The following is a 22,063-nucleotide window of genomic DNA, read 5'->3' on the forward strand; positions in this document are numbered from 1 at the left end:
ACCCTTCTGGTTCAGGCGAACAGGACGTACGGCAACAAATTCCCACAATCTGGATTCGGTGTCCCGCGAACCGCGTCCGGAGGTCCTTTCGTGCCCAAGCTGCGCAGCACCGCCGCCGTGTTCACCACGATGTCGGCGCTCGCCGCGACCTCGATCCTCACCGGCCCGTCGGTCGCCGAACCCTTCTCGACGGTCCCCTGTGCCCTGCACCGCAGCGAGGCCCACCACTCGGAGGGCGTGGACAGCTGGAACCCCGAATACACCCGCCCGACCGGCGCGCTCGACGCCGTCATGATCTTCCTCTCCTTCCCGGACGCCACCCCCCGCTCCACCCCCGCCGAGCTGACCGCCGACCACTTCCCGGCCACCAGCCGCTTCTTCGAACAGGCCTCGTACGGCCGGTTCACGCTGCGCCCGCACCCGCTCGGCCACTGGCTGCGCATGCCGCAGCCGTCGACCTCGTACGCCATGAAGCGCGACTGGAGCGCCGATGACCGCGCCGCCTATCTGCGCGACGCGTTCGCCGCAGCCGACCGGGAGGTCGACTTCTCCCGCTACCACGTCGTCTACTTCGTCGCCGACCCGGACGCGCCCGGCGTCGACTCGGACGCGACGAAGGTCGTCAACCTCGACACCCCCACGCACGTGGACGGCACGGACGTGCGGCGAGTCGTCACGGTGTTCGAGAAGCATCCGCCGGACCGGCTGGTCCTCGCCCACGAGACCGGCCACGTCTTCGACCTCCCCGACCTCTATCACCGCCCGGTCGACGGCAAGGGCGACTGGGACACCTACGTCGGCGACTGGGACCTGATGGGCAGCCAGTTCGGGCTGTCCCCGGACCTGTTCGCCTGGCACAAGTGGAAGCTGGGCTGGCTGGATCCGCGCCAGGTGGTGTGCGTGCGGGGTGCCGGGCCGACCCGGCTGACCCTGGAGCCGCTGGCCGCGGGCCCCGGCATCCCGGTACAGGGCACGGCCGGTGCCCCGGCCTTCGGCCTCGGCCATGGCGCGAAACTGGCGGTGGTGCGCACCGGCGCGGACAGTGTCCTGGCCTTCGAGGCGCGCGGTCCGGCGGGCAATGACCGCGCGGGCTGCCGGCAGGGTGTCCTGGTCTACCGGGTGCGCGGTGGCACGGCGTCCGGCGGCGGTCCGGTCGAGGTGGTGGACGCCCACCCGCGCACCGAGGCGTGCTGGGAGAACTCGGTCTACCCGCCCCTGGCCGACGCCCCGGTCTCCCTCGGGGAGAGCTTCACGGTGCCAGGGGAGGGCGTGAAGGTGGAGGTGGAGGGGCGGACGGCGTCCGGGGCGTGGACGGTGAAGATCACACCGGGGCTGGAAGGCTGATCCCGTCGTGTGCGGCGCTCGTGTATACGAAAACAGCGGGCCGGATTCTTTCGAACCGACCCGCTGTCGTCCGGGGGGTGTGGGTGGCGGAGCCCCCACAACGCGCGGCGAAGCCGCGCAGAAACAGAGATGGCGAGGAGGTTCGCGCTTTCTGCGAACACGCCTCGCCATCGTCATTGTGCGCCGCCAGGGACTCGAACCCCGGACCCGCTGATTAAGAGTCAGCTGCTCTAACCAACTGAGCTAGCGGCGCCTGCTGACGTCGTAGACCTTAGCATCCTGGTCGGCGGGAGGAAAAATCGATATCCGTACGGCCGCGCGGGCCGCCCGTACGGCCGCCCAGAGCAGGACCTCGGGGCCCGGCAGCCAGGGGTGACGGGTGTCCGGCGCGACCAGCCAGCGCGAGCCACCGGGGGTGGGGGAGGCGTCGTCGGACAGGGCGGAGACGGACAGGGCGGGGACGGTCACCGCGTCTCCCGTGCCGTGGCAGAGCAGTGGCGGTACCGCCTCCGTGCGGTGGGACCCCCACTCCTCCCAGCTCAGCAGCGAGGGCAGTCGGTGGGCCGTGCCCGGGGCGGTGAACAGCAGCATGCGGCCCCGGAACACCGCGACCGGGCCGGACCCCGGCCCCTCGTCCCATAAGCGGTCCAGCATCCGGCGCCCGAAGACCGCCGGGGCGCTCACCACGTCGAAGACGGCGCCGCACGGGAGGACCAGCGGGGCGTTCGGGCGTTCCCGCCACAGGGCGAGCGTGCTTCGCGGATACGTTCCTGCCGAGGCCAGCCACGCGGCTCCGTCGGCGGTGGCACAGGTGACATGCGGTGTGCAGCTCATGCCGACTACATGTACCGGCCGTGAGTACCCGGTTCTCCTGGGTTGCGGAAAACCGGGACAGGATCGGGCGGGGAGGAGTATCTTGCCCGCCTGGCATATGCCAGCCGTGTGGGCTAGACCGGGTCGACGGGGCTGCGGCCCTCCGTGTCGGCGCCGCGCAGCAGGTCCCGCCCGAACTCCACCATCTTCTTCGCGTAGTCCTCGGTCCACTCCGCCCGCGCGGCGATGTCCGCCGGGGTCAGCCGGTCGAACCGGCCCGGGTCGGCGAGCTGGGCCGCCGCGACGGCCTGGAACTCCACGGCCCGGTCGGCCGCCGCCTGGAAGGCCAGGGCCAGCTCCGTCGCCCGCGCCAGCAGCGCGCCCGGATCCTCCATCGACTCCAGGTCGAAGAAGTGCTCGGGATCGGAGGCCGCCTCCGCGGGCTCGAAGATCAGGGGCGCGGGGCGTAGCCGCGGTTCATGCCGACGCGGCGTGGGCTCCGCCATGTCTCGTCTCCTCCTCGTACGCTTCGGTGGGCCCCGCCGACGGGCGGGCCACCCTCCATTGTCTCGCGCGAGCGCAAGGGGACCTCAGAGCCGCCGGAAGTCCCACGCACACACCAAGACACTCAAGGCCGCCAGCTCACTCGATGTTCCGCCAAGTGCGCCAGAACCGCGTGATTCGCCTCCCAGCCGTCAGGAAACTTCACCAGCGTTCCCAGCTGGACCGGTTCCGTGGACGGGTAGTCGTCCAGGAGGTCGCCGACTCCCGCGCGGCAGACCACGATGCAGGCGTGGCGGTGGCGGGAGGCCAGGACGCACAGGCGGCCGGTCTCCAGGTGGAAGGCGGTGGCGTCGGGGCGGCCGGAGAGGGGGTGGAGGACGACCGTGACGTCGTACTCGCGGCCCTGGAGACGGTTGGCCGTGTCGACGGTGACGTCCGTGACGCCCAGCTCCGCGAGCGCCGAGCGGACCGCCGCCGCCTGGTCGCGGTGGGCCGTGCCGACGGCGACGCGGTCGGGGGTGAGCGGGGAGGGGGCCGGGGAGCGTTCCGAGACGGCCGCGCCCGCACGCTCCAGCAGGCGTCGTACGACTGTCGCCACCGCCCGGACCGCCTCCGGGTCGGTGCGCGGGGTGTGCCGGGCCGGCAGCTCCAGCAGGCCCCAGCCGGATTCCGCCGCCTCGTCGATCACCCGGTCCGGGCCCGAGCCGTCGGAGGGGACGGCGAAGGCGAGCCGGCGGTCGTCGGGGCCGGTGCCGCTGCGGAACCGGGTGTACGGGTAGAAGGCGTCCGAGACCAGCGGGGCCGCGGAGGCCGGGAGGCGCCAGGAGACCGGGAGCCGGTGCTGGGGCAGGCCCGGGTTGTGCGCCAGCAGGGTGGTGACCGCCGAGGCCGAGGGGTCGTACGACAGGCCCGCCCACTGCTCGCTGCCGACGATCGCGAACGGGTCCAGCTGGCCCGGGTCGCCCACGAACAGCGCCCGCTCGAACAGCCCGGCCACGGCCAGCAGGGAGTCCGAGCGCATCTGGTACGCCTCGTCGACGATCGCGTGCCGCCACGGCTCGTCCACCTTGACGTGCGCCCACTTCGCGGCCGTGGACAGGACGACCGGGAGGCCGGTCAGCTCGGCCGCCTTCGCTGACGTGCGGACCTGCGGCAGGTCGTCCAGTGCCTTGTCGTAGGGGTCCGTGTCGCTGCTGTGCAGCCGGCCGACCGGCAGCTCGGGGTTCTTCTCGGCGAGCCGCAGCACCAGGTCGTCCACCTGGGCGTTCGTCTGCGCGACCACCATCAACGGGCGCCCGGCCTCGGCGAGTTCCAGGGCCGCGCGGACCACCAGGGTGGACTTGCCGGCGCCTGGCGGGGAGTCGACGACCACACCCCGCTCGGAGCCCTGCAGGGTGTCGTGGAGGATCGCGTCGGTGGCGCGGGCGGCAGCGGCTCCGGGGTCGAAGTCGACCGACGTCACAGGACATCCTCCTCGGTCACGGTGTCGGGGGCTTCCGGCACGGCCTCGCCCGGCGGGCCGCCGTGCGTCCACGGGGTCTCCTCCGGGTCGGGCAGCTTCGCGCCGCCGCGCTGCTCGTGCTCGAAGACGGTGAAGCAGAGCGCGTCGCCCTTCTCCGGCACCGAACCGGGCTCGGGCTCCTTGCCCCGGCCCATCTTGTCCACGATCCGCAGGACGAGCACACCCTCGTCCGCGGAGCCCTCGTACCCGACGAACTCCGCTGCCTGCGGCTTGCCGCCCAGCGAGCGGTAGACCTTCGCGCGCTCCGCCAGATGCGGCCGGTCGTCCGTGCGGACCGTCACCAGCGGGCGCGGGCTCGGCCGCTTGCCCTCGCTGTACGCCATGACGACATCGGTCACCTCGCCCGCGAAGGCCTCCCCGGCCAGCCGTCGCCCGGCCATCACCAGCGGGTCGTCCAGCGCCTCCTGCGCCTCCAGCCGGGCCTGCTCACGCTCGCGCGTGGCCAGCTTGTTCGCCGCCGTCACCGCGTCGTCGCGGCGCGGCTGCGGGGGCTCGCCCGCCACGACCCGGTCCCGGTGGCCGGTGAACGACCAGCGGTCCCGGGTCCAGCGCTCCTCGGCGTGCGCGCCCTCGGGCAGCGCCCGCAGCAGGTCCAGGCCCCGCCACACCGCGTCCCAGGTGGGCCGGGTGCGGCTCTCGACCAGGTCGCGGATCTCCCGCTCGGCCGCGGTGAGCGCGGCCAGCCGGTCGTCGGCCTCCAGGGCGTCCTCGGCGGCGGCCAGCGCACCGCGCGCGCGGTCGTAGCGCTCGATGGCCGGGGCCAGGAGCTTGTTGTCGAACGCCGGGTCGGTGGCCGGGCCGGCCGGCGGGCAGAGCAGCTGGCCGCCGGCGTCGCGCGCGAGTTCGGCGTGGTGAGCCGCCTCGGCACCGGAGCCGCCCCCGGGAGGGTCGATCCAGGCGAGCAGCGCGCCCAGGTGCTGGTCCTCCAGGCTGGACTGGCCGGTCGCCCAGTGCCGGGACAGCACGTCGGTCAGGGCCAGGAGCAGCGAGGAGCCGGGTACGCGAGCCCGCTCTCCGTAGTGGGTGAGCCAGCGGCCCAGCAGGGGGATGCGGGGCGGAGCGGGGTGAGGCGTCTCCGGGTCCTGCTCGGCGGTGCGGCGAAAGCGCATGGAGCGGCCGAGCAGCCGTACGAAGTCCAGGCCCGCGCGGCTCGGCACGATCAGCTGGGGCGCGTCCGTGCACAGCTCGACCTCGACCTTGACCCGCTTGCCGGTCTCCGGGTCGGTCTCGCCCCGCTCGGCCGCCTCGACGTCTTCGGCGTAGGAGTCGAGGTACGGCAGGACGACGTCGGCCAGCTCGGCGAGGAACGCGAACCGCAGGTCACGGTCGCGGGGCTGGGGCACGACCAGCAGCCGGGGCGCGTCCCGGTCGGTGCCGACCAGCGCGCCGAGCGGGGCGCCGGCCTCACCGGCGGTGGTGAGCGGCACGAACACCAGGGGGCGCTCGGACAGGTGCCGGTGGCGGACGGTCGCGGCCGGCTGGGCGCGTCCGGTGCTGACGGCCTCGAGCCGGGCCAGGGTGGCGATCAGGGACACGGGGCCACCGCCAGGCCGGCCGTGGCCAGTGCCTCCGCGCGCAGGGTCGCCGCCCGGCGCAGGGCGGCCACCGCCGGGTCGTCGGGGTCGCCGCTGTCGCCGCGTGCCGCCGCGAGAACGTCCTCGACCGTGGTCAGGCCGCCCAGTTCGGCCCGCAGGGGGCGGCCGAGACGGGTCACGGCATCTGCCGCGCGAGAGCGTTCCCGGCAGTGGAAGGCCAGTTCGCAGGCCGACAGGCACTCGGGTGCGTACGTCGCCGGGACCGCCCCGACGGCCGCCGTCAGCTCCTCGGCCGGGCGGTCCGGTGCGAAGCACACGCCCTCGGGCAGGGCGTCGGCGATCTCCTCGACACGGGTGAGCCGGGCCAGCTGGCGGGCGGTGACCGCGCGCTGCTTGCGCACATCCACGGCGGAGGCCGTGGCCAGGTTGGAGAAGTCCTTGGGGCACACCAGCAGCACCCGGTGCCGTACCCGAGGGGCCGGGACGCCTTCCCGGGCGGGCGCTTCGGCCGGCTCCGGCTCCAGCTCCGGCTCCGCGCCGAGACGGGCCGCGACCTCCTCCAGGGCCAGCACGTACACCGCCGCCTGCCGGGCGGCCGCGCCCACCTTCGCCGGGTCGGCCGAACCGTCCAGCATGGGGAAGGACTTGATCTCCACGACGGTCCAGCTGCCGTCCGGGTGCACGACCACCGCGTCCGGCTCCAGAAACGCGAGCGAGCCCGCCACGTCCAGCGCCAGCATCGGGTGGTCGAGCAGCGTCCAGCCGCCCGCCGCCACGGCCTCGCGCAGCGCCAGTGCCGTACGGGCCGTACGCCCCTCGGGGCCGTGCGCGGTCAGGTCGGGGACGGCCGCGGTGGCGGGCGGCTCGGCGCCCGGATCCAGCCGGGCGTGGACCAGCCGCAGCAGCTCGGCGCCGCCGTCCGCCTTCACCCGTGCCTCGAACGCGTTGCCCCGGGTCAGCGCGAACTGCGACTGCCCGAAACCGGAGGGCGCGCCGAGCGCGCTCGCCAGCGCCGCCTTGTCCACTCCGGCGCCGTCCAGGATCGCCCGCCTGCGGCACCCGGGGTTCGCGGCGAGCGCCGCGAGGGCGCGCGCGTCCAGGGCCTTGGCCGGTACGTCGGGGCCGCGCAGCTCAGCGAGCCGCTGCCGGAGCCTCTTCCCCTGCGTCGCGGGGGGAGCCGTCCGGTTCGGCTGCGGATGCGCGCTGCGACTCGCGCTGCCGTGGAATTCGCTCACCCGCGGAAGTCTGGCATCCGTCACTGACAATCGGGGAACCAGTGCCCGACGGGACCACTGGGGTACGGGGGTTGAACCGAGCCCGCAGCAGATCCGCACCGCGCATCACGCGCGGCGCGAGCAGCAGACCCACGCCCATCACGGCCACGCCCGCGACCGCGTCCAGGGAGTAGTGGTTGGCGGTGCCCATGACGACGATCGCGGTCACCAGCGGGTAGACGACGCCGAGGACCTTGGTGAGACGGGTGCCGCCGTGCCGCCACAGCATGACCCCGCACCACAGCGCCCAGCCCACGTGCAGGCTCGGCATCGCCGCGTACTGGTTGGTCATGCCGCCCATGCCGCGCGGCGCGCTGGCCTCGCCGCCCCACCAGCCGTACGAGCTGTACTGGGCCATCGTGTCGACGAAGCCGTGGCCGTCGGCGAGCAGCCGGGGCGGGCAGGTGGGCAGCAGGGTGAAGCCGATCAGGCCTATGAACGTCGACGTCATCAGCCAGGTGCGGGCCGCCCGGTAGTGCTCGGCGCGGGTCCGGAACAGCCAGACGAGGATGACGGGCGTGACCAGGTAGTGCAGCGAGGCGTACCAGAAGTCGGCCGGTACGCCGAGCCACGCCTCGCGCGTGAACAGCCGGTTGAGCGGGTGCTCGGCGTTGAGGTACAGGGCCTTCTCGATGCGCAGGATCGCCAGGCCGTGGTCGACGGCGGAGGAAACATCACCCCGCGCGAGGAGCCGGCCGGCCGTGTAGCAGCCGTAGACCAGCAGGATCAGGGGCAGCTCGGTCCACCACCGCAGCCGGGTTCGGGGGGCCGCCTCGGTGCCCCGTGTCTCGGTCTGCGGCATCCGATGCCCTCCCCCTTCTGCTGCGTGGCGCCCTGCGGGCGACCGTGTCACTTTACGCGGTCCGTATCCCGGCCATGCGGGCGCTTCAGCCCTCAAAGACGCCGAGATCTCCCGGCGGGTTGCCCCTGCTCGGGGTGAGCGATGATGGAGGGACCCCTCCCTCCTTCCGGAAAGGTCTCCCATGGCACCGCGCATCCTGCTGGCCCGGCACGGACAGACGGAATGGTCGCTGTCCGGCAAGCACACCGGCAGGACCGACGTACCGCTCCTGGAGGAGGGCCGGCGCGGGGCCAAGCTGCTCGGCGAACGGCTGCATCGCGCTCCGCTGGACGGGCTGCCGGGTGTCGAGGTGCGGACCAGTCCGCTGGCACGCGCGCGTGAGACGTGCGAGCTGGCCGGGTTCGGTGAGCGGGCCGAGTCCTGGGACACGCTCATGGAGTGGGACTACGGCGCGTACGAGGGCATGACACCCGCCGAGATCCAGGCCGTGCGGCCGGGGTGGCTGATCTGGCGGGACGGTGTTCCCGAGGGGGAGAGCATCGCCGAGGTCACCGCGCGCGCGGACGAGGTCGTGGCGTGGGCCCGGTCGGCCGACCGTGACGTGCTGGTCTTCGCCCACGGGCACATTCTGCGGTCCATCGGCGCGCGGTGGCTCGGGCTGCCGCTGGACTTCGCCGCACGTATACGCCTGAACCCGACATCACTGTCGGTACTGGGCTGGGCGTACGGGGAGCCGGCGATCGAGAGCTGGAACGACTTGGGGCACTTGGCGGGGTAACTGGTTGCCCGGTGCCGCGGCTGGGTGGGGGTGGGTTTCGCTCACCGGCGCCGGCCGGGTGCCGCTGCGCCCACCCTCCCCCAAGCTCTCGACTTCGCTCGAGCAGGGGGACCCCCATCGCCCAAGCGGCACGACTGCCCGCAGCTGGGGCGCCATGCGAGTACGGCGACAGCAACCCCCTAGGGGCGCGGGGAACTGCGCGATCAGCCCCCCACCGGCCCGCACCCGGCGAACAACCCGCAGACCAACGGCGTTACCCCCGCCCAACCCGTGGCAGCGCCGCATGCCGGTCCAGGAACTCCGAGACCCCCGACGCGCGCCGGTGCGGCAGCAATACCCGCGCCGTTCCCGCCAACATCGTCTGGATGCGCGAGGACTGGACCTGGTCCAGCAGGGACAGAACGTGCAGTGCGGCGCTCGCCGCCTCGTCGGGACGACCCCCGCGGGCCAGGTCGTCGGCCAGTTCGGCGGTGTACAGGGCGATGTTGCGGGTGAAGTGGGGATCCTGGAGACCCGCCGCGCGCCGGGCGTGCCGGGACGCGCGCTGCCAGTCGCCCAGCGTCGACCAGCACTGCGCCTCCAGCCCCTCCAGCTCGGCCTCTCCGTAGAAGCTCATCCACTCGGGGTCGGCGTCCGAGTGGCCCCGCTCGAAGAGGGTCTGGGCCCGGGCCAGTGCCTGTTCGCAGCCTGCGCGATCGGCGAGCCCCGCCCAGCCGCCCGCCTCGCGCAGGGCGAGCAGGGACATCAGACGGGCGGAGCCCAGGGGGCGGGCGGCGCGCTGAGCCGCCTGCGCGGCGCGCACCGCCTCGCGGGGGCGGCCGGCGTCGCGGGCCAGGAACGCCGTGTTGCAGAAGGCGTGGGCCTCCAGAGCGGCGTCGCCGGTCATCCGGGCGGTCGCGAGCGCCTCCGCGTAGTGCGAGCGGGCGTCGTCGAAGCGCCCGGAGTCGTGGGCCAGCCAGCCCACGGAGATGGCGAGTTCACCGGCGCCCGAGTGCAGCCGCTCGGCGGTCGTCTGCCGGGTCGCGCCGGCGTCCAGGAGTGCGTAGGCGGCGCGCAGCGGCGCTGCGGCGCGCCGGTACAGGCCGTCAGCGCCGTGCCGGTCGTCGAGCAACCGGATGCGGCGGACGGCTTCCTCCAGGGCGGCCGCCTCGGGGGTTCCGGCGCGGCGCAGCGGCCGGACCGCCGCCTCGACGTCGGTGGTGAGCCCCAACGGGCCCAGGGTGGCGGCGGCGACCGTGGCGCCTCCGCCGGTCATGAATGCGCGACGCAGCACGTCGCTCTCCTCGTGGTCCAGGTGGTCGTTCTCGTACGGCTCGTGCGGGTCGTACGGGTCCTGCGGGTCCTGCGGGTCGTACCGGTCCGTCGTGTCATACGGCTCGCGGGCCGCCCGCGTCTCAGCGGGACCGAACGCCGGGAGCGCGTCCCCGGGCGTACGCGCCGCGCGTCCGCGGACGGAGGAGCGCGGCGCGAAGCCGAGGTCGGTGAGCGTGCGACCGGGGAACATGTGCAGGAACACCCGTTCGTAGGCGTAGTTCGGGCAGCGGATCTCACCTGCCTCGACCCTGCCGACGTAACGCGCGTCACAGCTCACCCGCTCACCGATCTCGCGGGCGGCCCGCCGCACCAGTGCCGCGAACTCGGCCGGTGAGCGCCGGCCGCGCAGCTGCCGGAAGGCGAGGTTCGGCCGGGGTGGCCGTTCGGGCTGTGACGAGGTCTCGGTTGACGACGCCATGGCCGGGTCCTCTCGTGCGAACCGTCGAACCATGCCGGATCCGAGGTGGATTCGGGCTGAGTTGTCCGTGTGACACCCTGGTCCCGGCGAGCAAGAACGTACCTGCTGTGTCGGACCCGCAACGCTGTGTTTGGCTACAAACCGGATATCTCATCCACGATCTGCCATGAACTGCCATCCTTTGCGGCGCACTTGTGCCGTAGCCGTTGACGCGCTCGCGCGTTGGACTCCGTGGACTGCAAGAGGGCAGCGTGGTGGAGGCCGGCATGGAGACCAGCCAGAGCAACGAACCTTGTATGTCGGATACGCCGGTTGCGGCGCCGTCGGTGACGGCGGGCGACGCGGCATGCGACCTCGTGACGGTGCCGGCCCGGCAGGGGCTGGAGGCCGTCGACATCCTGCGCCGGGGGGCCGGGGAGGCGGTGGGACCCGTCCTGCACGACGACGGATGCGACACCCTCGGCTTCCTGGTGCCGGCGGGCACCGCCGCCTGCTGGGACGTACCGGGCAGCACATGTACCGAGACGAACGGGCAGGGGCTGCGGCTCGCCCCGCAGCCGCCGGTCGAGGGCTCGGACTGGCTGCTGCCGCCCGGCGGAGCCGACCTCGCGACCGATCCGGTGGTGCTGCGCCGGGCCCTCGGGGAGGCGGCCCGGCTGATCAAGGCGGCCGACAGCTGCCGGTGAAGCGGGCAGCCGCCGCAGCTGCGAAAATGGACCGATGGGCAGGTCCAGGAACAACCGGCGCAGGTCGGCCGCCGTCGAGGCCGTGGTGGAAACGGTCGACGGCGGGCTCGCGCAGCTCATACCCGACCCGGACCGCGCCCGCGCCTGGACGCTGTTGATCGACGGTGCGCCCCAGTCGCACGTCGACCTGGACGACCCGGCGTACCTCTCCTTCGAGTACCAGCGCCGCCTCGGCCATGTCATCGACCTCGTCGCCCCGCCCGGCAAGCCGGTGCAGGCGGTGCACCTCGGCGGCGGCGCCCTCACCCTCGCGCGGTACGTCGCCGCCACCCGGCCCCGCTCCACCCAGCAGGTGGTCGAGCGGGACGCGGCCCTCGTCCAACTGGTCCGGCGCGAGCTGCCGTTGGATCCGAACGCCCGGATCCGGGTCAGGTCGGCCGATGCCCGCGAGGGTCTTGCCAAGGTGCCGGACGGCTGGGCCGACCTGGTCATCGCCGATGTCTTCAGCGGCGCCCGGACCCCCGCCCACCTCACCTCCACCGAGTTCCTGGACGAGGTCCGCCGGGCCCTGAAGCCCTCCGGGGTCTACGCCGCCAACCTCGCCGACGGCCCGCCGCTCGCCCATCTGCGCGGCCAGATCGCCACCGCCGCCGCCCGCTTCCCGGAACTCGCCCTGATCGCGGACCCGGCCGTGCTGCGCGGCAAGCGCTTCGGCAACGCCATCCTGGCCGCCTCCGACCTCCCGCTCCCGCTCCCCGAGATCACCCGCCGCGCCGCCTCCGACCCGCACCCGGCCCGCGTCGAACACGGCAAGCAGCTCCTCGACTTCACCGGCGGCGCCACCCCCGTGACGGACGCGGCGGCAGTGGCCTCCCCGGCCCCGCCGCCCTCGGTGTTCCGCTGAGCCACCCGCCCGGGGTCAGTACGTGCCGACCTCCACATGCGGCGGTCCGTCGTGCCAGGTGCAGAACACCGACACCCGGTCGGCGCCGCTGCTGAACTCCACCCGGATCCACGTCTGCGTCTTCCACACCTGCATCGACCAGCCGGTGCCCGGAGTCGCCGAGACGAGGGTCGCGCTCGACCTGCCCAGGTCGAAGACCGCCCGGCCGCCGCCGGTGTCGTAGGCCTTGACCTGGCCGGAGGTGGTGGCGGACGGAGTCGGGGGCGGGGTGGTGCCGCCGGACGGCGTCCGGGAGGGGGACGGTGACCGGGGTGATCTGCTCTTCGACGGGGACGGCCGGGTGCTCGGCGGATCCAGCGGCTTCGAACGCTGCGTGGTCGTGTCCGCCGCCGTGATCGGCAGGGCGCGCGGCGGGTCGTACGCCGTCCCCGCCATCACCGTGTGCACACCCCACCACGACAACGTGACCGCCGCTCCCGTAGCGAGCAGCCACGCCAGTACGTGTACGAGTCCTCTGCGCATCGCGGGCCATACTGCCTCAGAGCTACGGCCGTGCGCACTCGCCCCGAGTTATCCACAGGCTCCGACCGGCCCCGGCCGTATGGCGTACGGTGCGGCGCATGGCAAGTGTGCTCGTGGTCGAGGACGACCAGTTCGTACGCTCGGCGCTCATCCGGCATCTGACCGACGCCTCGCACACCGTGCGCAGCGTCGGTACGGCGCTGGAGGCGCTGCGCGAGGTCGCCCATCTCCGCTTCGACGTGGTCATCCTGGACCTCGGACTGCCCGATCTGGACGGCTCCGAGGCCCTGAAGATGCTGCGCGGCATCACCGACGTGCCCGTCATCATCGCCACCGCGCGGGACGACGAGGCGGAGATCGTCCGGCTGCTCAACGCCGGGGCGGACGACTACCTGACCAAGCCGTTCTCGGTCGAGCACCTGTCCGCGCGGATCGCGGCCGTGCTGCGCCGAGCCCGCTCCGGCGGCGGGGAGGCCCCGCCCTCGCCCGTCATCCGGGTCGGCGGGCTGACCGTCGACCCGCTGCGCCGCCAGGCCGAACTGGACGGCGTCCGGCTCGACCTGACCCGCCGCGAGTTCGACCTGCTCGCCTTTCTCGCCGGCCGCCCCGGTGTCGTCGTGGCGCGCAAGGAACTCCTCGCCGAGGTCTGGCAGCAGTCCTACGGCGACGACCAGACCATCGACGTCCATCTGTCCTGGCTGCGCCGGAAGCTGGGGGAGACGGCCGCCCGGCCGCGCTATCTGCACACCCTGCGGGGCGTCGGCGTGAAGCTGGAGCCGCCCGTGCTCGCCGACGGGGAAGGGGAGCCGCCGCGATGAGATGGGCTCTGGTCAAGGTGTGCCTGGCCGTCACCACGATGGTCGTGGTCGCCTTCGCCGTGCCGCTCGGTCTCGTCGTCAAGGAGATGGCCCGCGACCGCGCCTTCTCCAATGCCGAGCGGGAGGCCGCCGCGGTCGCCCCCGCCCTGTCCATCACCACCGACCGGGACAAGCTGGAGCGGGTGGTGGCCTCCGCCGGCGCCGACTCCGGGATGGCCGTGCACCTGCCCGCCGCCGACGGCCGGGCCGCGCTCGACCTCGGCCGGCAGCGCGCCGCCCACCGGGACATCGAGGCCGTACGGAAGCTGGGCCGCGCCTCCACCACCTCGGTCACCGGCGGCTCCACGCTGCTGCAGCCGGTCGCACTCAGCTCCGGCGCGATCGCGGTCGTCGAGGTGTACGTCCCCGAGTCCGAGGTGAGCAACGGCGTCGGCACGGCCTGGGCGGTGCTCGCCGGCGTCGGCCTCGCGCTGATCGTCGGCTCGGTCGCGGTCGCCGACCGGCTCGGGGTGCGCATGGTGCGGCCCGCGCAGCGACTGGTCGAGGGGGCGCACGAGCTGGGCGAGGGCAAGCTGGGCGCCCGGGTGCCCGAGGATGGCCCGAACGAACTGCGGCTCGCGGCCGTCGCGTTCAACTCCATGGCCGACCAGGTCGTCCAACTCCTGGCGAACGAGCGCGAGCTGGCGGCCGACCTCTCGCACCGGCTGCGCACCCCGCTGACCGTGCTCCGGCTGAACGCGGCCTCCCTCGGCGGCGGTCCGGCCGCCGAGCAGACCCGGACCGCCGTCGCCCAGCTGGAGCGGGAGGTCGACACCATCATCCGTACGGCCCGGGAGGCCAAGCCGCAGACCGCGGCGGCCGGGCCAGGCGCCGGGTGCGACGCGGCCGAAGTGGTCCGCGAGCGCATGGAGTTCTGGTCCGCGCTCGCCGAGGACGAGGGCCGCAAGTGGCGGGTGGCCGGAGTGGAGCGGCCGGTGCGCATACCCGTGGCCCGCGCCGACCTGGCGGCCGCGCTGGACGCCCTGCTCGGCAACGTCTTCCGGCACACCGCCGAGGGCACCGCCTTCGCGGTCGACGTGCACAACGGCGAGGACGCGGTGATCGTGCTGGTCTCCGACGCGGGCCCCGGCATACCCGACCCCGAGGCGGCGATGGCCCGTGGCCGCGGCTCCGGCAGCGCGGGTTCGACCGGCCTCGGCCTCGACATCGTGCGCCGGCTCGCGGAGGCCACCGGCGGTGACGTCCGCATCGGCTCCTCGGTGCTGGGCGGCACCGAGGTGCGGATCTGGTTCCAGCTGGACGGGCGCGGGCCGGGGGGCGGAGGGCGCCGGGGAGCGGTCCGGAGGCGCCGGCCGCGCAAATTGGTCTCTACCTTTAACCGTCCCCGATCCCTTCCTTAAGCGCACCATAAGATCCCCAACAGCCGCCCGTATCAAGCCGTTTGTCCGATTCCCGCTCGCTAGCGTGCTGCCGCACCCCACCCCCGTGAACACCGAAGGCAGGCACGCGCATGAGCACGCACCGGCGCAGGATCAGTGGCAGGAACAAGGCGATCGGCGGCCTGGTGGCAGCGGCCGTGGTCGGTGGCGGCGCGGTCCTGCTGACCGGCACGGCGAACGCGGCCGGCGTGAACGCCGCGTACACCAGGACCAGCGACTGGTCGACGGGCTACACCGCGCAGTACGTCGTCACCAACAACAGCGGCCAGGCGGAGAAGACCTGGACGCTGGAGTTCGACCTCCCCGCGGGCGCGAAGCTCAGCTCGCTGTGGAACGGCGAGTCGAGCGTGAGCGGTCAGCACGTCACCGTGAAGCCGGCCAAGTGGGACACCGAGGGCCTCGCGCCCGGCAAGTCGGTCACCGTCGGCTTCGTCGTCAACGGTGCCGGGGATCCGACCGGTTGCCTCATCGACAACGCGAGCTGTTCCGCGGACGGCGGTGCGACCCCCGAGCCGAGCGGCCGCCCGACGCAGAGCCAGTCGCCGACCCCGACCCCCACCAAGAGCGCGACCCCGACGCCGACGAAGACCGCCACCCCCACCCAGAGCGCGACGCCCACGCCGACCGGCAGCACCGGCAGCGGCACCACCGCCTCCGCCGGCTTCGCGCCCTACGTCGACACCTCCCTCTACCCGGCCTTCGACCTGCTCGCCGCGGCCGACGCGACCGGCGTGAAGAACTTCAACCTCGCCTTCATCACCGACGGCGGCGGCTGCACCCCCAAGTGGGGCGGTGTCACGGAAGTCAGCAGCGACGGCGTGGCCGCGCAGATCGGTTCCCTGCGCGCCAAGGGCGGTGACGTCCGGGTCTCCTTCGGCGGCGCCTCCGGCTCCGAGCTGGCCACCACCTGCTCCTCCGCGGACGCGCTGGCCGCGGCCTACGGCAAGGTCGTCGACGCGTTCAAGCTGACCAAGGTCGACTTCGACGTCGAGGGCGGCGCGCTGCCCAACACGGCCGCCAACACCCGCCGCGCCCAGGCCATAGCCAAGCTCCAGGCCCAGCACCCGGGCCTGGACGTCTCCTACACCCTCCCGGTGATGCCCGAGGGCCTGACCCAGGACGGCGTGAACCTGCTCTCCAACGCCAAGTCCAACGGCGTGAAGATCGACACCGTCAACATCATGGCGATGGACTACGGCCCCTCCTACAGCGGCGACATGGGCACCTACGCCGAGCAGGCGGCGACCGCCACCCAGGCCCAGGTCAAGAGCGTGCTGGGGCTGTCCGACTCCGCCGCCTGGAAGGCGGTCGCGGTGACCCCGATGATCGGCGTCAACGACGTCTCCTCCGAGGTCTTCAAGGTCGACGACGCCACCCAGCTGGTGAACTTCGCCAAGTCCAAGGGCCTCGGCTGGCTCTCCATGTGGTCCGCGACCCGCGACAAGCAGTGCGACGGCGGCACCAAGCCCACCGCCGACGCCACGTGCAGCTCGATCACCCAGGACAAGTTCGCGTTCTCGAAGGCGTTCGGCGCCCTCAAGTGACAGGCCAAGCGGGAGAGTTCTGCACCAACTCGGCATGATCATGCCGATATAGTTCCGGCCCGGGTCGATCTTCGGCCCGGGCCGGCCGCCGTCCGCACAGCGACGCACGGCCCGTTCGACATGCCATCACCCGGGCCGTTCCGGCCCGGGCCGCACCACTTCGGGGGAACAATGCCGTCCGTCCGCCATGCCCTGGTCACCGCCGTCCTGGGCTGCGCCGCGCTCACCCTGACCGCCTGCCAGCCCACCGACACCACCGCCGAGGCCGACGGCACCGCCAGCCCGTCGTCCTCCGCGAGCCCCTCCGCCAAGGGGGACTGCCCGACCCTCGCCAAGGGTCACAAGTACGTCCTGGTCGAGAGCGTCTCCGGCGCCATGAACACCCTCACCACCAAGGACGCCGTGCAGCACTGCAGCTCCACCGAGGGCGCCTTCTACCAGGCGACCGGGAAGGAGCACGAGTACACCGTCGAGTCCGGCGACACCCCGATCACGGTCCTCCATGCGAAGAAGAGCGGCCCGGCGAAGATGACCGCCGCGGGCGGCGGCCTCCAGCACATCCGTGTCTGCGTCAACGGCACCGAGCAGGACACCGCCACCGCCAAGGCCGACACCAGCGACTGCTACGGCGAGAACTTCTTCGACGTGGCCGTGGGCAGCGACGGCAAGCTCACCGAGATGACCGAGCTGTTCGGCTCCTGATCGGCGAGGCGCGGCACCCCGGGGAGGGGGTGCCGCGCCACTTCCCGGCTGGCCCTAGTGGGCCTGCACCGCCGGCAGTGCCCCCGTCCGGGCCGCCTCGCCGTACCACCGCGCACTCGACTTCGGCGTCCGCGCCAGCGTCGCGTAGTCCACGTACACCGCCCCGAACCGCTTCTCGTAGCCGTACGCCCACTCGAAGTTGTCCAGCAGGGACCACAGGTAGTAGCCGCGCACGTCCGCGCCGTCGGTGAGGGCGCGGCGGACCGCCGAGAGGTGGCCGTGCAGGTAGGCGATGCGCTCGGGGTCGTGCACCCGGCCGTCCGGGTCGGGCTTGTCGTCGTAGGCCGCGCCGTTCTCCGTCACGTACAGCGGCAGGCCCGGTGCCTCCCGCGTGTACCGCATGATCAGCTCGTGCAGGCCCGTCGGGTCGATCGTCCAGCCCATCTCGGTGCGCTCGCCCGGGGTCTGGTGGAACAGCACGTCGTCCGCGGCCGGCCAGGGGGAGTGGTTGCTGGCGCCGTGGCCGTCCGCCCGCGGGCCCCGGACCTTCTCGGGGGCCGCCGAGACCAGGGTCGGCGTGTAGTAGTTCAGGCCGAGCGCGTCCAGCGGCACGTTGATCGCGCTGACGTCGCCGTCGAGGACGTACGACCAGTCGGTCACCGAAGCCGTCGAGGACAACAGGGTCTCGGGGTAGGCCCCGTGCAGCATCGGGCCGTGGAAGATCCCGTTGGCCAGGTCGTCGATGCGGCGGGCCGCCGCCAGGTCGGCCGGATCCTGTGAAAGGGGCCGTACCACCGAGGAGTTGAGGCTGATGGCGATCTGGTTGCGGGCCGGCATCACCGAGCGCAGGGCCGTTGCGCCCAGGCCGTGGGCCAGGTTGAGGTGGTGGGCCGCGCGCAGGGAGGCGGCCGGGTCGGTGCGGCCCGGGGCGTGCACACCGGAGCCGTAGCCCAGGAAGGCGCTGCACCAGGGCTCGTTGAGGGTGATCCAGTGCTCCACCCGGTCGCCCAGCGCCTCGCCGACCAGCTGCGCGTACTCGGCGAACCGGAACGCAGTGTCCCGCTCCGGCCAGCCGCCCGCGTCCTCCAGCTCCTGCGGCAGGTCCCAGTGGTAGAGCGTGAGCGCCGGCTTGATCCCGGCGGCCAGCAGCTCGTCCACCAGCCGGCGGTAGAAGTCCAGGCCCACCTGGACCGCCGGTCCCCGCCCGGTCGGCTGCACCCGGGACCAGGAGACGGAGAAGCGGTAGGCGTTCAGGCCCAGCTCCGCCATGAGCGCCACGTCCTCGCGGTAGCGGTGGAAGTGGTCGACGGCGATGTCACCGCTCTCGCCGCCGGCCGTCCTGCCCGGCGTATGGCTGAAGGTGTCCCAGATCGAGGGGGTGCGGCCGCCCTCCCGCACCGCCCCCTCGATCTGGTACGCGGAGGTCGCGGCGCCCCAGAGAAAGGCGGGAGGAAAGGTCACGGACGTAACGGGCTCAGGCATGGAAGCGCTCCCATTGAGGTCGTGAAAGACCGACGAGACGAGTGGGGTGGAGAGAGGGCGGAGAGGGCGGAGAGGGAGGGGAGAGCAGAGGGAGGAAGGGGGCCGGGGCGGCGGTGGCCCGGCCCCCGCGGGAGGGCGGTCAGCCCTTGATCGCGCCCTGCATGATCCCGCCCACGATCTGCTTGCCGAACAGCAGGAAGGCGATCAGCAGCGGCAGCGTGCCGAGCAGCGCACCCGCCATGATCACCGCCTGGTCCGGGACATAGCCGGTGCCGAGCGAGTTCAGGGCCACCTGCACGGTCGGGTTCTGCTGGTTCAGGGCGATGATCGGCCACAGGAAGTCGTTCCACGCGAACACGAAGGTCAGCAGGCCGAGCACCGCCATCGCGGGCCGGGCCGCCGGGAACACCACGTGCCACACGACCCGGAGGCTGCTCGCCCCGTCCACCCGAGCCGCCTCGATCAGCTCCGACGGCAGCGCCTGCACCAGGTACTGCCGCATGAAGAACGTGCCGAAAGCGGTCACCAGGCTCGGCAGGACCACCGTCTGCAGCTGGTTCGACCAGCCGAGGTCCGCCATCCACAGGTACAGCGGTACGACGGCCAGCTGCGGCGGGATCATCATCGTGCCGATGGTCAGCAGCAACAGCAGCCCGGAGAACCGGAACCGCAGCTTGGCGAAGGCGAAGCCGGCCAGCGTGGAGAACAGCACGGTGCTCACCGTGATCGTGCCCGCCACGATCACCGAGTTGAACATCGCGGTGCCGAGCCCGGCCTCGTCCCAGGCGGCCTGCAGGTTCTTGAACAGGTTGCCGCCGAACCACAGGGGCGGCGGAGTCTGGGCCAGCCGCCCGGAGGTGCGCGAGGCCGCGATCGCCGTCCACACCAGCGGGGCCAGCGAGACCAGCGCGAAGACGGTCAGCACGACGTACGTCATCGGGCCCGCGTGCAGCTGCTTGCCCGCGCCCATCACCCGGCGACGCTTCTTCTTCGTCGTGGGCAGAGTCAGTTCACTGGTGGTCATTGGGACTTCCTCAGCCGTCGGGTGAGCAGCAGGTTGACCGCGGCGATGATCAGCAGGATCAGGAACATCGACCAGGCGATCGCTGACGCCTTGCCGAGGTTGCCGATGATCCAGCCCTGGTCGTACATGTACAGGCCGAGCGTCTGGTATTGGTGCTCGGAGCCGCCCTTGGACCCGCTGACCCCGCCGAACAGCAGGGGCTCGCCGAAGAGCTGGGTGGCGCCGATGGTGGAGACGACGATCGTGAACAGAATCGTGGGCCTGAGCTGCGGGATCGTCACGTGCCGGAACTGCTGCCAGCGGCCCGCGCCGTCGATCGCCGCCGACTCGTACAGATCCGTCGGGATCGCCTGCATCGCGGCCAGGTAGATCAGCGCGTTGTACCCGGTCCACCGCCAGATCACGATCGAGGACACCGCGAACTGCGAACCCCAGTCGGACTCACGCCAGTTGACCGGATCCACCCCGAAGAAGTGCAGGATCCAGTTGACCATGCCGCCGTCCCACGAGTACAGCAGCGTGAACACCAGGGTCGCGGCCGCCACCGAGGTGGCGTACGGGGTCAGCATCACGACCCGCCACACGGTCGAGCCGCGCAGCTTGTAGTTCAGCAGATGGGCGAGGCCGAGCGCGGCCAGCAGCTGCGGGACCGTGGAGATCAGACCGATGGTGAACGTGTTCTCCAGGGCGTTCCAGAAGAAGTCCGAGGAGAGCAGGTTCTTGTAGTTGTCCAGGCCCGCCCACGTCTGGTGGTCCAGCGCCGACAGCTGGACGTTGTGCAGCGAGCACCAGGCCGTGTAGAGCAGCGGGACCAGCGTGAAGGCCCCGAACAGGACGAAGAAGGGGGCGACGAACGCGTACGGCGACGCCTTCATGTCCCAGCGGTACAGCCGGCTGCGCCAGGAGTCGGTGCCCGCCGGCGTACCGCGACCGTGAGCGCCCCGGGCCGCGCCCGGCGTGCTGCCGGACGCGGCCTCGGCGCTCGACGCGGGGTGCGCGAGAGCCTGCTTGGGGCTGGTCACTGGCCGAGCACGTCCTTGATCTCCTTGGACGCGGCGTCCCAGCCCTGCGCGGGGGACTTGCCCTTCTGCTCGACCTGGAGGACGCCGACGTCGGTGATCGCGGTGTTGATCGGCTGGTCCTTGATGCCGAAGTACTGCGTCGGGATGGTCTTCGCCGAGTCGGAGAAGATCTGCGCGATCGGCGCGTTCGAGAAGTACGCCGTGGTGTCGGCGGCCGGCTTCAGGCTCGCGTACGCCGACGGGGTCGACGGGAAGCTCGCCTGCTTGGCGAAGACCTTGGCCTGCTGCTCGGGCGCGGTCAGCCACTTGGCCAGCTCGACGGCCTCCTTCTGGTGCTTGGTCGCCGTCGGCACGCCGAGGAAGGAGCCGCCCCAGTTGGCCGCGGTCGGCGCCGCCGCCACGTCCCACTTGCCCTTGCCCGAGTCACCGGACTTCTGCTCGATGTAGCCCATCATCCAGGCCGGGCAGGCGACGGTGGCGAAGGTGCCCTTCGCGTAGCCCTGGTCCCAGGTCGGGTCGAACTGCTTGAGCTTCGCCGACATGTTGCTGGTGGCCACGGCCATCGCGGCGTCCCAGGCGTCCTTCACGCCCGTGGACTTGTCCCAGATGACGCTGTCGTCCGCCTTGTTGTAGTAGCGCTCCTTGCCGCCGCCGAGGGCCGCGTTGTAGACGGAGGCGGCCGAGTCCACGAACTTGGTGCCCTTGGGTGCCTTCTTCATGTACTCCTTGCCGACGTCGACGTACTTGCTCCAGTCGCCCTTCCACTCCTCGGCGAGTTTGGTCCGGTCGGTCGGCAGCCCGGCCTTCTGGAACAGGTCCTTGCGGTAGCAGATGGCCATCGGGCCGATGTCGGTCCCGAGCCCGATCAGCTTGCCGTCCTTGGTGGTGGCCTGGGCGTTCTTCCAGTCCAGCCACTGCGACTTGTCGACGTCCTTGCCGAGGTCGACGAACTTGGCGCCCTGCGTCTGGGCGGCCTCGGTGATGTTGCCGACTTCGATGGCCTGGATGTCGTCGGTGCCGGAGCCGGCCTGGAGGCGGGTGAGCACCTTTGGCCAGTACACGTCGGTGCGGGTGGTGACGTTCTCCTTGATGTTGATGTCCGGGTGGAGCTTCATGTACTCGTCGTAGAGGCCGGCCTGCTTGTAGCCGAAGACGCCGAAGGTCCCGATGGTCAGCGTGATCTTGCCCTTGCCACTGCCGTTGCCGCCGTCCGCGTTCGACGAGCCGTCGTCCGAGTCGTTGGCGCAGCCGGCCAACAGCCCTGTGGTCAGCGCGGCGACGGCCACGAAGGCCCCCAGCCTGCGGGACCGGCGGATGCTCGTGCGCATTGCGTCCTCCTGTTGCCTGACGTGCCGACCCCCCGGCCAACTGCATGGTTGGGCCCGTTTTACTCGCTGCGGCTCGGGCGGGGAACGTGCGGGACGTGTATGTGTCAGGTACTGTGGGAGCGCTCCCACCAGTGATGTGTTGAAGAGTCGTCGGTTCGGGGCGGGGTGTCAAGGGACCGGACGCGGAGGGATGTGTTCAGTTATCTGAGCGTTAACTGGCTTTCCCCGGACGTCCGGTGCGCGCTCACCGCTCTGGCCAGGACTGTTAGATTCCAGCCAGCCGGATGT

At 72.2% G+C, this 22,063-nt stretch carries 20 protein-coding genes and 1 tRNA gene; 8 read left to right on the top strand and 13 right to left on the bottom strand.

Features of this window, described 5'->3' with window-relative positions; genetic code table 11:
- The first annotated feature begins 129 nt into the window (after positions 1–129).
- On the top strand, positions 130–1,344 hold the full coding sequence (locus ACFY3C_RS04665) for a M6 family metalloprotease domain-containing protein (protein WP_390769931.1): 1,215 nt from the start codon (positions 130–132) through the stop codon (positions 1,342–1,344).
- Positions 1,345–1,523: 179 nt separating this feature from the next.
- On the opposite strand, the gene ACFY3C_RS04670 is transcribed toward ACFY3C_RS04665, so the two are convergent.
- The 7 genes from ACFY3C_RS04670 to ACFY3C_RS04700 form a co-directional block, all read right to left on the bottom strand.
- Positions 1,524–1,597 (bottom strand) — tRNA-Lys (locus ACFY3C_RS04670).
- Positions 1,588–2,178, bottom strand: coding sequence for a bifunctional DNA primase/polymerase (locus tag ACFY3C_RS04675; RefSeq protein WP_386580202.1), 591 nt, complete (start codon positions 2,176–2,178; stop codon positions 1,588–1,590). The genes ACFY3C_RS04670 and ACFY3C_RS04675 overlap by 10 nt, the downstream gene beginning before the upstream one ends.
- A 113-nt stretch (positions 2,179–2,291) precedes the next feature.
- Entirely contained in the window at positions 2,292–2,663 is a 372-nt protein-coding gene (locus ACFY3C_RS04680) for a hypothetical protein (protein WP_386580200.1), read from the bottom strand.
- A gap of 122 nt (positions 2,664–2,785) precedes the next feature.
- Positions 2,786–4,123, bottom strand: coding sequence for an AAA domain-containing protein (locus ACFY3C_RS04685; protein WP_390769685.1), 1,338 nt, complete (start codon positions 4,121–4,123; stop codon positions 2,786–2,788).
- Positions 4,120–5,718 carry a hypothetical protein gene (locus tag ACFY3C_RS04690; RefSeq protein ID WP_390769686.1) on the bottom strand — a complete coding sequence of 533 codons (1,599 nt, stop codon included), beginning with the start codon at positions 5,716–5,718 and terminating at the stop codon, positions 4,120–4,122. Before ACFY3C_RS04690 ends, ACFY3C_RS04685 begins: the two co-directional genes overlap by 4 nt.
- Complete coding sequence (locus ACFY3C_RS04695; RefSeq protein ID WP_386580314.1) at positions 5,709–6,848, bottom strand: hypothetical protein; 1,140 nt, start codon at positions 6,846–6,848, stop codon at positions 5,709–5,711. Before ACFY3C_RS04695 ends, ACFY3C_RS04690 begins: the two co-directional genes overlap by 10 nt.
- Position 6,849: 1 nt before the next feature.
- A complete protein-coding gene (locus ACFY3C_RS04700) occupies positions 6,850–7,794 on the bottom strand; it encodes a phosphatase PAP2 family protein (protein ID WP_390769687.1) in 945 nt (314 codons plus the stop codon).
- Between the two features lie 181 nt (positions 7,795–7,975).
- Between ACFY3C_RS04700 and ACFY3C_RS04705 the strand changes: the two genes are divergently transcribed.
- On the top strand, positions 7,976–8,572 hold the full coding sequence (locus ACFY3C_RS04705) for a histidine phosphatase family protein (RefSeq protein WP_336115267.1): 597 nt from the start codon (positions 7,976–7,978) through the stop codon (positions 8,570–8,572).
- A gap of 253 nt (positions 8,573–8,825) precedes the next feature.
- Here the strand turns inward: ACFY3C_RS04705 and ACFY3C_RS04710 are convergent, their stop codons facing one another.
- Positions 8,826–10,304 carry a hypothetical protein gene (locus ACFY3C_RS04710; protein ID WP_386580191.1) on the bottom strand — a complete coding sequence of 493 codons (1,479 nt, stop codon included), beginning with the start codon at positions 10,302–10,304 and terminating at the stop codon, positions 8,826–8,828.
- Between the two features lie 266 nt (positions 10,305–10,570).
- Here ACFY3C_RS04710 and ACFY3C_RS04715 point away from each other — a divergent pair, with 266 nt between their 5' ends.
- On the top strand, positions 10,571–10,990 hold the full coding sequence (locus tag ACFY3C_RS04715; protein ID WP_390769688.1) for a hypothetical protein: 420 nt from the start codon (positions 10,571–10,573) through the stop codon (positions 10,988–10,990).
- A gap of 34 nt (positions 10,991–11,024) precedes the next feature.
- Positions 11,025–11,894: a spermidine synthase gene (locus ACFY3C_RS04720; protein WP_386580188.1), complete on the top strand. Its 870-nt coding sequence runs from the start codon at positions 11,025–11,027 to the stop codon at positions 11,892–11,894.
- Positions 11,895–11,909: 15 nt separating this feature from the next.
- Here the strand turns inward: ACFY3C_RS04720 and ACFY3C_RS04725 are convergent, their stop codons facing one another.
- The gene (locus tag ACFY3C_RS04725) at positions 11,910–12,416 is read right to left on the bottom strand and encodes a hypothetical protein (protein WP_386580186.1); all 507 of its coding nucleotides are present in this window, start codon (positions 12,414–12,416) and stop codon (positions 11,910–11,912) included.
- 98 nt (positions 12,417–12,514) lie between these two features.
- Here ACFY3C_RS04725 and ACFY3C_RS04730 point away from each other — a divergent pair, with 98 nt between their 5' ends.
- The 4 genes from ACFY3C_RS04730 to ACFY3C_RS04745 all read left to right on the top strand — a co-directional run bounded on the left by ACFY3C_RS04730 (position 12,515) and on the right by ACFY3C_RS04745 (position 16,919).
- Positions 12,515–13,234, top strand: coding sequence for a response regulator transcription factor (locus ACFY3C_RS04730; RefSeq protein WP_386580184.1), 720 nt, complete (start codon positions 12,515–12,517; stop codon positions 13,232–13,234).
- On the top strand, positions 13,231–14,634 hold the full coding sequence (locus ACFY3C_RS04735; protein WP_390769689.1) for a sensor histidine kinase: 1,404 nt from the start codon (positions 13,231–13,233) through the stop codon (positions 14,632–14,634). Before ACFY3C_RS04730 ends, ACFY3C_RS04735 begins: the two co-directional genes overlap by 4 nt.
- A gap of 110 nt (positions 14,635–14,744) precedes the next feature.
- Entirely contained in the window at positions 14,745–16,217 is a 1,473-nt protein-coding gene (locus ACFY3C_RS04740; RefSeq protein WP_390769690.1) for a cellulose binding domain-containing protein, read from the top strand.
- Between the two features lie 171 nt (positions 16,218–16,388).
- Positions 16,389–16,919 (top strand): hypothetical protein, encoded by a 531-nt coding sequence (locus tag ACFY3C_RS04745; RefSeq protein WP_390769691.1) that lies wholly within the window; start codon positions 16,389–16,391, stop codon positions 16,917–16,919.
- 54 nt (positions 16,920–16,973) lie between these two features.
- Here ACFY3C_RS04745 and ACFY3C_RS04750 read toward each other — a convergent pair whose 3' ends face one another.
- The 4 genes from ACFY3C_RS04750 to ACFY3C_RS04765 all read right to left on the bottom strand — a co-directional run bounded on the left by ACFY3C_RS04750 (position 16,974) and on the right by ACFY3C_RS04765 (position 21,775).
- Positions 16,974–18,401 carry a GH1 family beta-glucosidase gene (locus ACFY3C_RS04750; RefSeq protein WP_390769692.1) on the bottom strand — a complete coding sequence of 476 codons (1,428 nt, stop codon included), beginning with the start codon at positions 18,399–18,401 and terminating at the stop codon, positions 16,974–16,976.
- Positions 18,402–18,540: 139 nt separating this feature from the next.
- Positions 18,541–19,425 (bottom strand): carbohydrate ABC transporter permease, encoded by an 885-nt coding sequence (locus ACFY3C_RS04755; RefSeq protein WP_390769693.1) that lies wholly within the window; start codon positions 19,423–19,425, stop codon positions 18,541–18,543.
- Positions 19,422–20,447: a carbohydrate ABC transporter permease gene (locus ACFY3C_RS04760; RefSeq protein WP_390769694.1), complete on the bottom strand. Its 1,026-nt coding sequence runs from the start codon at positions 20,445–20,447 to the stop codon at positions 19,422–19,424. Before ACFY3C_RS04760 ends, ACFY3C_RS04755 begins: the two co-directional genes overlap by 4 nt.
- A complete protein-coding gene (locus ACFY3C_RS04765) occupies positions 20,444–21,775 on the bottom strand; it encodes an ABC transporter substrate-binding protein (protein ID WP_386580175.1) in 1,332 nt (443 codons plus the stop codon). Before ACFY3C_RS04765 ends, ACFY3C_RS04760 begins: the two co-directional genes overlap by 4 nt.
- Positions 21,776–22,063: the final 288 nt, after the last annotated feature.

Source organism: Streptomyces sp. NPDC001410, assembly GCF_042895235.1.
Lineage (GTDB): Bacteria > Actinomycetota > Actinomycetes > Streptomycetales > Streptomycetaceae > Streptomyces.